Origin of the sequence: Croceicoccus naphthovorans (assembly GCF_001028705.1) — a bacterium.
Classification (GTDB): Bacteria; Pseudomonadota; Alphaproteobacteria; order Sphingomonadales; family Sphingomonadaceae; genus Croceicoccus; species Croceicoccus naphthovorans.
This window is the reverse complement of sequence record NZ_CP011772.1, coordinates 114,715-125,076: the sequence shown is the minus strand read 5'-3', so window position 1 is coordinate 125,076 and position 10,362 is coordinate 114,715. Positions and strand designations below refer to the sequence as shown.

Sequence of the window (10,362 nt, the reverse complement as noted above, 5' to 3'; positions counted from 1 at the left end):
TCACCGATGCCGAAATGCGCTTCGATCACTGGTTCGCTGGACTCGAGCGTGCCCCGCTGGAGACCCCCTCACCCCTGCCCGCGCACACCATCGTCCGCGCCCTGCTTACCGAACTGGGCCATCATCCCTGGGAGCTGCTGAGCGCGGCAGCCCGAACTATATCGGCCGCGCGAGGTTCACTGCCGATGGCAGCGATAACAGCGCTGTAGGGCTTCCCACCAAGGCGCTTGAGGCTGCACGCGGGCTGATCGGGGAAGGCCCCCTCCCCTTTGTCTCTGCCGTCCTTGCCGTTCGCGGCGCTCGAACAGCTTAACCGGCGCCTGCGGCAATCGGCGCTGTTCGCGCCCATTGAACGCGGTGCCGCTGTGCTCCCACTGCTGGGCCGTGACGTCGCGATCGAGCGCGCAGGCATTCGCACGCCACTGTGGGCCCTCGATGCGCTCCAGGGCCGCCTGCTGGCCTCCTGTGGCGCCTGGCGGGTCCCCTCCCCTGCCCCGGTGCGGTGACCGCCGAAGCACTCAGGCCGGTGCTGGGGCCCTGCTCGCGGCGGATCGTCATGGCCGAGAGGCTGGCAGCAAGTGTTCAGGGCTGATCGAGCTGGCCGAAACTGCGCGCAGGGCGATGCGCATGCACCACAGTCTTGGCCATTTGCGTTCGTCGGCGCGTGCTCCGCAGGTCTGGATGCTACTTGCGGGTTTGCTCCGCTCGGGCTCGAACAGATGGGCGTGGCATTCGGGATTACACGGCGAGCACCTATGCCGTTCGCGATGCGCTGGTCGATGCGGGGATGGCCCGGGTCGAGACGGTCAGGGGCAAGGTCCTGCTGGTAGCCACTGGCGAACATGAGAGAGCTATCCAGATGAGCAGCGAGCGGTCGGGCGCCCTGCCCTCCCGCTGCTTGCCGAGTTCGATGCGGCAATGGATGAGATTGACAGGCTGCTCGAGCGCACGCGGTAGGCAGTTTATATGCTTCGTGATTACGTCCTAGCCGATCCCGCCCTTCCCCTGATCAATTCAATGAAATTGAACTTCTCCTATGGGTTAGAGGGTTAAATGGTATTGTTAGAAAGTTAGATGGCCCAGAATTGGCGCGTTTGGCCCGGAAATCCACGAGTCGGGCACATCGAGCCGTTCCTGTTGTATCGACAATCCGTTCCCGTTGTGTCGGGAGTGCTGTTCCTGATGTGTCGGTTATCGGTTCCCGGAGTGTCGTTGACAGACTGCTTTGTGTTCCTGAAGTGTCGAAAGGCTACGCAATGCCTCAGGCTTGCACGAGTTTTTGAATCAGTTTTGCCGGAGGTCGTCACAAAGTGATTCAATTGGGCGCGTGGGAGCTGAATGGTCTACTTCGGGTTTGGTGCCAGGTTGTCTCGACACGACACTTCGGGAACGCGGACTGGCGCTGACCTGAAATTTGACCGGTTTGCCGGGGCAATCGGCACTGCTACGTTGGCTCCGCTCGGCGGCCTCGAGGGCCTCAGCCGCGCAATTCGTGCCGGTTTTTCGTGATGTCGCTTCACCCAGCCTATGAAGGCTTTTTGCCAATTGACCGGGCTTCGCTCGGCTGAAGCGTTCACCCAGGCTTCGAACTCGGCATGAAGATTATAGAGGTCCCAGCCCGGACATTCGCGGCGGAGGAGCTCAATCGTATCATCCGTCATGAAGCCACGTGTGGCGGCGTCGGAGAGCCCGGTGACGGTGCTTTTGATCAACGAGCGAGCGTCGACCAGAACCTCTTCCTCATCTCTTGGAGGCTTCACCGGCTCGGGAAGTTTCCTTGAGGAAACTTTCTCGACCAGTTCGGTTGTCGCGCCCTCCCCTGCTTTAGCATTGCCTGCGAGCTGTTCGAACGCGGATCGACCGTCGGCGATGTCTTCGGCAGATACCGTCAACCCTTCGCCTTTCGCGTTGTTACGGAGCATCCGGAGGAGTGGTTCTCTCTTTGCTGACTGTTCGACCACCAATTCATAGCCTGGCAGCGCGTTTTTCTCGGCAAGCTTCAGGAGCTCGAACTTGAACGACGAGGTAGGCCCCTCGGCACCGCTCTTTTCGAACAGTACTGGCATGGTGATGGCAAAGCCGCCCTCCCCTGCCCCGCCGGCATGTTTGCGCGCCACCTTGTAAAGCCATCGCTCACGCCCACCACTGATGCTGAAATAGGCACGGTCGATTGCCAGCACTCCGCCCTTCATGAGCACGCCTTCATAGAACCAGTTTGAGAGCTCAAGCGTCATGCCTTTGGAACGTTCAGTGCGCTCGTCGACCAGCTGCGTCCAGCCATCGAGCCAGCTGAACGTTGCCTCGCGACGATTCTCCGCGCGGATGTTGGTCTTGATTGTCGTCGATACGAGCCTGTCGAGGGCCTGGCCAAGTAGCTCATACGCTCGCCCAGTCGTTGGCCGCCCGATAGCCCGAAGCAAGTCATAGGGCATGATATGGAGCTTGCGAGGAATGTCGTTCTGCCCTCGCCTAGCCATGTCGGCGAGCATGCTTGCGCAATAAATCAGGATGTCCGCATCCCAAATCGTGGCCATGCCATAGTCAGGATTGGCGCTGACATGGACCCACAGCTTCCCATCCGGGCTGTTATAGTCAATTGGCTTGATGCGCTTCGACTTTGCCAGGCTGAAGAACGGTCGCTCCATCATCTCCCGCTGATCGCGGAAGTTGAGATCGGCGATATACGGCAGAAACAAATCGAACTGCTCGCCTACAGCTTGCTTGCGGGCGCGACTCACGAGAAGTTTCCTCGAGGAAACTTCCGGGCACTTGCGCCGACCAATGCAGCCGCGCCGTCCACTATTTCACCGAGATCCCGTTCTCTCGAAGGCCTTCCAGAACCTTCAGAACCGCCTCGGCGACAGCATCGTCGCTTGCACCGCTTGCCATCGGCAGGTGCAGGGTGATCCCCTGTCGGTTAACCGCCTTGACGGCCACGACAGGCCTACCGTGTGGACCGGCAATCTCCATCCGCAAATCGACCGGTGCTGGAGCCTTCACGGCATTTGCAGCCATGAGCCGACGCAAGGTTGCTGCGCCGGGGAGGGGAGGGTGCCGCTGTCTAGTGCCTGGTTTTCGCCAGCGATCGCTTTGGCTTCTTTGAGGATGGCGGTCGCGCGCGCGAGCGCGGTGGCCAGCTTGTAAGCAGGATTGAGCGTCAGCTCGTGCAGGTTGGCAAATGCAACGAGCACATCGTCAGAGATCGTGGCTGCCTTCAACATCTTCGAAAGCCAGCCTTTTGAGAGCTTGAGCCGCTCAGCCATGCGGACGGCCTTGCCGCCATAATGCAATTCGAGTGCTGCAGCGTAGTTCCGCGCCCTCTCGATGTCCGAGATGTCCTTGCGGGCCCTGTTCTCGATATCGGCGAGGCGGAATGCTGCCTCATCGTCGAGTTCGGCAACCTGCGCGAGCAACCTCATGTCCGGGTACGAATGTGCCCGCAGCCAGGAGATGGCGAAGTGGCGCCGGGTTCCTGCGATCAGCTCATAGTCGTGGGCCGGATCGTCCTTGATGTGGCGAACAACACGGGAACCTTCTGCCCACCTTCTGCTACGATCGAATCGATGAGATCGCGGCAATTGTCCTCAGTGAGCTTTGCTTGAATTCGCGCATTTCCAGCCCAGACCCGCACACGCGCCGGATCCAAAAGCAGTTGTGTGACTTGCCGGACTTCGCCGGTTGCAACCCGCGACAGCGCATTCTCACGTCCAAGGAGCGAAAGGCCTGCACGCGCACTGGCGCGCGTCGGCTCACCGCGAGAGGGAAAGGGGATCGCTGCATCCTGGGTGTCGCTCTTTGGCGCTTCCGCTTCCGCCTCGTCCTCAGCCAGAAGACTGGCGAGGTAGTCGCTTTGCTTTTTCGCCATCAGATCGCTCCTTCGCCGAGTGCCACTGCAACGAACAAAGAACATTGCGGCATGGAACAGATATAGACTTATGCATTGATCACCTCCTGCTCGCTGGCAGGTGAGGCAACACCCAGCCTTTACGCACGAGAACTTCGACCTGGCGAGAGCTTCATCGAGATTGCCTTTGCAGCGCTTGTGCGTTCGTGCCGTGCCGATCGGACGCTCCAGTTCGTAAACCGTCATCATGCGCAATGCGGCATGGCTGATTTCCGCGCTTTCGAGTATTGGAACGGGCAGGGCAGGGCCGAAGGTCTGCTCCATGATCGCCTTACCATCGCGTGGCTCGGATCGTTGCTGTCGAACTTCGAACACAAGCCGGACGAAATCGTAATCGACAACGATTCCCGCTTCCGCCAGTTGCCCGGTCACCTGATCCATCATCGAAAGGAACTGCACGGTCGAGCAGAAATCTGGCGTCGTGGCTGCCAGCGGCACGATCAGTGAATTGGCCGCCTGCATTACCGCGAGCGAAATAGTTCCAAGTGCCGGAGGCGGGTCGAGGATCACGACATCGTAATCCCTGGCAAGGTCCTGCAAGCCCTGTTTCAACTTGCGGAAGCGAGAGGCTAGCACACTGCCACCATCGGCACCGATGCGGCCAGCTCATACTCAACGTCGAAGAGTTCGAGATTGGACGGGATCAGATCAACGTTGGGCCAGGGCGTCTTCTGCACGGCATAGAGAAGGTCGGTCTGGGTAGGATCGATTGAGAGGTATGGATAGAGCGTCTGCTCTCGCGTGATATTGAAATGCGGATTGAAGCCGAACAAGGTCGTTGTCGTCGCCTGGCTGTCGCAATCAACCACGAGGACGCGATATCCCTGGACCGCGAAATAATGCGCAAGGTGGGTCGTCACAGTGGATTTGCCGACACCGCCCTTGAAATTCTGTACAGCAATAATTGCCGGGTTATCGAGCGGAGCGCGCGCCGGGAGATGCGCCCAGAACTTCGCGCATGTTAAGCAGATCATTGATCCCGTATCCGGGGCGCCGTCCATTCTCTGTTGGCGGGGGAGGAGGCAGTCGCCCATCGTCTTCAGCCATGCGGATACGATTCGTTGAACAGCCAAGCAGGCTCGCGGCTTCTGCGATCCCGAATCGAACGGTAAGCTCCTTGCGCGATTCGGGCAGGAATGCTTGGCGTCGCAGTCTTTCGATCATGCGTTCGCCAGTTTGCGCCATTTCTGCTATGCGCTCGACTTCTGAATGCATTTTGATCCCAGCAAATAGACTTGAACGTTTTCTTTCTCCTATAACCATAATCTCATTCAGTCCAGCCGGGATTCGATCCTGAAGCGGGGTGAGGGGAGGGGGATCGTGCTTCGATTGCATGACCCTCGCTTGCAACAGACCCACATCCGAGCTGAAAGCCCTGGTTAGCCGACTCGGCGGCACCTGGTCCGGGAACACCGCCATGTGTCTTTGCCCGGCCCATGCCGACAGGACGCCCTCGCTGTCGATCCGGCAGGGTGATCGCGCAATTCTCGTTACCTGCCATGCAGGTTGCGACCGCTCGGACGTGTTGCGGGCCATCGGCCGAATCACACGCATACCGCATTTCGATCCGGCCAAGATCGAGCGAGCGCCTGCAAGGTCCGCGAAACGCCTTCCTCAAAATCTGGCGCGAGGGTCGTCCCATCGAGGGTTCGCTGGCCGAATACTATGTCCGCCAGGTTCGTGGCATCGGCCGGCGTACTCCAGGACCTGCGTTTCCATCCACGGTGTCCGAGAGGGCAGGGAGCCCTGGCTCGATTCGAACCGGCGCTGCTGGTCGGGATGCGCCGCGATGGCAATCTTGCCGCGATCCAGCGGATATTCCTCGATCCACGAACCGGGGCCAGCACTGCCAAACTCTGCCTTGGCCGCGCCATCGGGGCTGCATGGACCAACGGCACACCTGAGAGCGTTCTTGGCCTGTGCGAAGGGTTCGAGACCGCAGCAGCCTTCACCGATCTTGTCGGCATCAAGGCCTGGGCCAGCATGGGCGCCAAGCGGTTTCACCAGCTGACCATTCCGCGAACCGTTGTACGGCTGATCCTGCTCGCCGACAACGATGCGGAAGGGCATCGCGCGGCGAACCGCGCCCTTGCTGCCTACTCCCGGTCTGGCCTTGCCATCGAGACCCGTTGGCCTCCGCGCGGCGCGAACGACTGGGCCGATCTCCTGAAGCGGTGAGGGAGGGGGGCGGAGGGGATGGGCCAGTCCGGCCCATTGCCTTGAGGGGACCCGCTCCATGACCGTCACGATCTCGCGCGCCGATTGCCATCCTTTCCGCCGCCCGTACGCTTGCCGCCAAACTGTTGTTGGCCATTCCCATCGATCGCGCGGCGCTCAGCGAAGCGATGACCGAAGCCTGCGGCGGCTCCGATGCCGCCGGATTCTGGCAGCAGCGCGACAGTTTCGAGGCGCTTGAAGCGGCAGTGGTGAGAGCCGTGCCCGAACTGATCCGAGGTTGCGACGCGGCTGCATCTATCCGCGCGTCGAGGCCCTGTCACGCGAGCTTCCGACCCATACCGTGCGCAGCGAGAGCCAGATCGCTTTCCAGCAGTTTTCGACCCCGCCCGCGCTGGCCATGCTCGCGGTTCACCTCGCACGCCTGACACCCGACGATGTCCTGCTCGAACCGAGCGCGGGAACCGGTATCCTGGCGATGCTAGCACAGCCCCATGTCGACCGGCTCTTGCTCAATGAATTGGAACCGACCCGAGCCGAGCTGCTCGAAGGCCTGTTCCCGGGCGTACCCGTTACCCGTCACGATGGCGCCGAAGCTGACCGCGCTTCTTGCTGGTGCGCAACGACCGAGCGTTATTCTCATGAACCCGCCGTTCTCGGTCTCGCAATCGCGAGGCGAAGATCCCAATACGGCGGCCCGGCATTTGCGTTCCGCGCTCGATTTCCTGCGCCCGGCGGCCGGATCGTGGCGATCATGCCCGACTGGTTCGCGCCAACCGTGCGAGGTGGCGATGCATTCTGCCATTCGCTGCAAGGCGCGCGCGTCGCGCTTTCGCTTCGCCTCGACAAGGGCGGCTACGCCAAGCACGGCACTGGCATCGCGGTGCGAATGCTGGTGATCGACAAGGTGGCGGGCGATGGCGCGGTCTCGACGATCAACCGCCAGTCAGCGGGCGAGTTGCTCGCGGCTATTGCTACGGTGCCCCACGCATGCCACTGCGCGAAGCGCAGCAGTCGGCCGTTCCCCGTGCGGCCAAACTCGGGTTTTTCCGTTCAGTGAAGGCTGGACCGGCGCGCCCCGTCGTCATCCGCGCTGCCCAGACCAACGAAGTCAGGCCGGTCTCCTACGAGGTGCTGGGAGACCCGGCGCCGATGGGCGAACAACGCGGGGTCTATGCAGATTACCGGCCCTCTCGGATCGTGCTTCCCGAAGCAGGCGAACACCCGACCCACCTCGTCGAATCTGCCGCCATGGCTTCGATCGCCGCGCCAATGCCCCGCTATGTGCCGCACCTGCCCGAACGTACGGTCACCGCGCGCCTGCTTTCGGCCGCCCAGCTCGAAACCGTCATCTATGCAGGCGAGGCTTGGTCTCGCGATCTGCAGGGTCGGTTCAGCCATCCCGCCGGAGAGGTTGCTCTGAAGGAAGATCCCGACGGACAGCTCTATCGCACCGGCTTCTTTCTCGGTGATGGCACCGGGGCGGGGAAGGGGAGGCAAGCGGCGGCTTGCATCCTCGACCAATGGCTCAGGGGCAATCGCCGCCATATCTGGATATCGAAGAATGCACCGCTGCTCGAGGACGCGCAGCGCGACTGGTCGGCGATCGGCGGGCTGCCCGCAGACATTCTCGACATTGCGCGCTGGAAGATCGGCGAGGAAATCACCGCGCCGAGGGCATCCTGTTCGTGCCTACGGCACATTGCGATCATCGCGCGTCGAAGACACGCGGCTCGACCAGATCGTGCGCTGGGCAGGCGCTGACTTCGAGGGCGTGATCGTTTTCGACGAGGCCCATGAAATGGGCGGTGTTGCCGGTGGGGAAGGGGCGCTGGGCCAGAAGGAAGGCTCGCTCCAGGGCATCGCCGGGGTGCTGCTGCAGAACACTCTGCCGCGCGCCCGCGTGCTCTATGCTTCGGCGACCGGGGCCTCGGACGTCAACAATCTCGCCTATGCGGTGCGGCTCGGACTGTGGGGGCCGGGCACAGCCTTTGCTACGCGCGAGCAGTTCATCAGCGAGATCCGCGACGGCGGCATTGCCGCGATGGAACTGGTGGCGCGCGATCTCAAGGCATCAGGCTATACCTCGCCCGGGCACTGAGCTTTGCCGGCATCGAATACGACATCCTGCGCCACGAACTCACACCCGAGCAGATCGAGATCTACGACACCTATTCGCAAGCCTGGACCATCATCCACCAGAACCTCAAAGCCGCGCTCGAACTGACCGGGATTGTCGATGGCCTTGAAGATCGCACCTTGAACAGCGGTGCCAAGGCCGCGGCGCGCAGCCGGTTCGAGGGCACCAAGCAGCGCTTCTTCAGCCAGGTGCTGCTTTCGATGAAGCTGCCATCGATCTATCCCGCGATAGACGAGCATCTGGCACAGGATGAAAGCGTGGTCGTGCAGCTGGTCAGCACGGCGGAATCGATCCTCAACCGGCGGCTGAACGAGCTCGAACCGGAGCGCGAGACGCTCGACATAACAACCGACTGCAAGGAATACGTCGTCGACTACCTTGGCCGCGCATTCCCAACCCGCCAGATGGAGGAATACGTCGACGAACTCGGCGATGTTCGCTCACGCCCGATGTATGACGACGCCGGCAACCCCGTTATCAACCCCGAGGCCGAGGCAAAACGTGACGAGCTGCTCGAATATATCTGCGCCATGCCGCCGATCCCGACTGCGCTCGATGCCTTGCTTGAGCACTATGGCGTCACGGCGGTGGCCGAAGTGACGGGGCGGTCCAAGCGCCTGGTGCGCGATGGCTCGGGTCAGCAGCGCCTCGAAAGCCGCTCGCCGCGCACCAACCTTGCCGAGACCAGCGCGTTCATGACCGGAGCCAAGCGCATCCTCGTATTCTCCGACGCTGGCGGCACCGGGCGCAGTTACCATGCCAGTCTCGACGTCAAGAACCAGCAGCGCCGTGTCCACTTCCTGCTTGAACCGGGGTGGCGCGCCGACCGGGCAATCCAGGGCCTCGGGCGCACGCATCGCACTCATCAGGCCTGCCCGCCACTGTTCCGCCCGGTCACCACCGACTGCAAGGGCGAGGCGCGGTTCACCAGCACCATCGCTCGCCGCCTCGATGCGCTGGGCGCACTGACACGCGGTCAGCGCCAGACCGGCGGTCAGGGCATGTTCGATGCTTCCGACAATCTTGAGAGCATCTACGCCAAGCACGCGTTGCACGACTGGTATTGCCTGCTTGCCACCGGCAAGCTCAAAAGCACCAGCTTGCAGGAGTTCGAGACGATCAGCGGGCTCGAACTGACCGACCGCGACGGTGTGCTCAGCGAAAACCTGCCGCCGATCCAGCGCTGGCTCAACCGCATCCTCGCGATGAAGATCGCGGTGCAGAATGCGATCTTCGACGAGTTCCTCACGCTCGTCGAAACCCGGGTCGCCACCGCCCGCGAAGCTGGCACCTTCGACATCGGGGTCGAGACCATTGCAGTGGAGACCTGCGAAGTCCTGTCCGACACGGTGATCCGTACCGATCCGGTGACCGGGGCGACTTCGCACCTGCTTGAACTCTCGCTCACCCAGCGCCGCAAGCTCACCTCGCTCGAACGCGTCATGGCGATGGCGGCGCATCAAGACAATCCGCGGTTCCTGCACAACTCCCGCTCGGACAAGGTCGCGCTGTGCATTCCTGCGCCCTCGCACATGGACGAGGAAGGCAACTACATCCGCCGGTTCGAACTCGTCCGCCCCTTGCGCAGCGAGTATATCCTCGCCGAACGGCTCGCCGAATCCGCGTGGGAGGATATTGCCCGCGACGACTTCGAGGCGCGCTGGCAGGCAGAGTACGCCGCCGACGAGAACCAGCTGGTCACCGAGACAGTCTATCTCGCAACCGGTCTGCTGCTGCCGATCTGGGGCGCGCTCCCCAAGGAAGACCTAACGGTCAATCGCATTGTCGACCAGACCGGCGCCTCATGGCTCGGTCGCCACGTCCACGACCTGTTCGTCGATGCCACGCTCGAGCGGCTTGGGGTTTCTCGCAAGGCCCAGGTCGATCCCGGCAAGATCGTCCAGGCCATACTTGGCGGCGGCACATGGAAAGCGCCGCACCCGAAGAATTTCACCATCCGCACCTCACGGGTCAACGGCGCGCGGCGGATCGAGATTGCCGATGTCGAACCCGGAAGGATCGCAGGGCTCAAGGCCATGGGCTGCTTCACCGAGATCATCGCCTACAAGACACGGGTGTTCGTGCCGATGGAGAAGGCGGAGGCGGTGCTGGAGGCTGTCGTTGGCTAAGCCGGTGGGTACAC

The 10,362-nt window shown here is 62.1% G+C and carries 8 protein-coding genes and 3 pseudogenes; 6 read left to right on the top strand and 5 right to left on the bottom strand.

Annotation, left to right across the window (positions count from 1 at the left end):
• Together AB433_RS21115 and AB433_RS21110 are read left to right on the top strand one after the other, a co-directional pair.
• Window positions 1-209: pseudogene (locus AB433_RS21115) on the top strand (hypothetical protein); the annotation flags it as partial.
• Between the two features lie 60 nt (window positions 210-269).
• Window positions 270-506 (top strand): hypothetical protein, encoded by a 237-nt coding sequence (locus AB433_RS21110; protein ID WP_156170936.1) that lies wholly within the window; start codon window positions 270-272, stop codon window positions 504-506.
• An 837-nt stretch (window positions 507-1,343) separates the two neighbouring features.
• Here AB433_RS21110 and AB433_RS19190 read toward each other — a convergent pair.
• The 5 genes and pseudogenes from AB433_RS19190 to AB433_RS19180 all read right to left on the bottom strand — a co-directional run bounded on the left by AB433_RS19190 (window position 1,344) and on the right by AB433_RS19180 (window position 5,119).
• Window positions 1,344-2,738 carry a replication initiator protein A gene (locus AB433_RS19190; protein ID WP_082135090.1) on the bottom strand — a complete coding sequence of 465 codons (1,395 nt, stop codon included), beginning with the start codon at window positions 2,736-2,738 and terminating at the stop codon, window positions 1,344-1,346.
• Between the two features lie 61 nt (window positions 2,739-2,799).
• The gene (locus AB433_RS21485) at window positions 2,800-3,015 is read right to left on the bottom strand and encodes a hypothetical protein (protein WP_245626774.1); all 216 of its coding nucleotides are present in this window, start codon (window positions 3,013-3,015) and stop codon (window positions 2,800-2,802) included.
• Window positions 2,997-3,578: a ParB/RepB/Spo0J family partition protein gene (locus AB433_RS21480; RefSeq protein WP_245626773.1), complete on the bottom strand. Its 582-nt coding sequence runs from the start codon at window positions 3,576-3,578 to the stop codon at window positions 2,997-2,999. Before AB433_RS21480 ends, AB433_RS21485 begins: the two co-directional genes overlap by 19 nt.
• Window positions 3,479-3,865 (bottom strand): hypothetical protein, encoded by a 387-nt coding sequence (locus tag AB433_RS21475; RefSeq protein WP_245626772.1) that lies wholly within the window; start codon window positions 3,863-3,865, stop codon window positions 3,479-3,481. Before AB433_RS21475 ends, AB433_RS21480 begins: the two co-directional genes overlap by 100 nt.
• Window positions 3,866-3,933: 68 nt before the next feature.
• Window positions 3,934-5,119, bottom strand: a pseudogene (locus AB433_RS19180) (AAA family ATPase).
• A gap of 492 nt (window positions 5,120-5,611) precedes the next feature.
• Between AB433_RS19180 and AB433_RS20915 the strand changes: the two are divergent.
• From AB433_RS20915 to AB433_RS21690, 4 genes and pseudogenes are all read left to right on the top strand, one after another.
• Complete coding sequence (locus AB433_RS20915; protein ID WP_425389127.1) at window positions 5,612-6,082, top strand: toprim domain-containing protein; 471 nt, start codon at window positions 5,612-5,614, stop codon at window positions 6,080-6,082.
• Window positions 6,083-6,359: 277 nt separating this feature from the next.
• Entirely contained in the window at window positions 6,360-7,139 is a 780-nt protein-coding gene (locus AB433_RS21700; protein WP_342670065.1) for a hypothetical protein, read from the top strand.
• Window positions 7,070-8,180: pseudogene (locus tag AB433_RS21695) on the top strand (strawberry notch family protein). Before AB433_RS21700 ends, AB433_RS21695 begins: the two are co-directional and overlap by 70 nt.
• A 239-nt stretch (window positions 8,181-8,419) precedes the next feature.
• A complete protein-coding gene (locus AB433_RS21690; protein WP_342670066.1) occupies window positions 8,420-10,348 on the top strand; it encodes a strawberry notch C-terminal domain-containing protein in 1,929 nt (642 codons plus the stop codon).
• The last annotated feature ends 14 nt before the right edge of the window (window positions 10,349-10,362 follow it).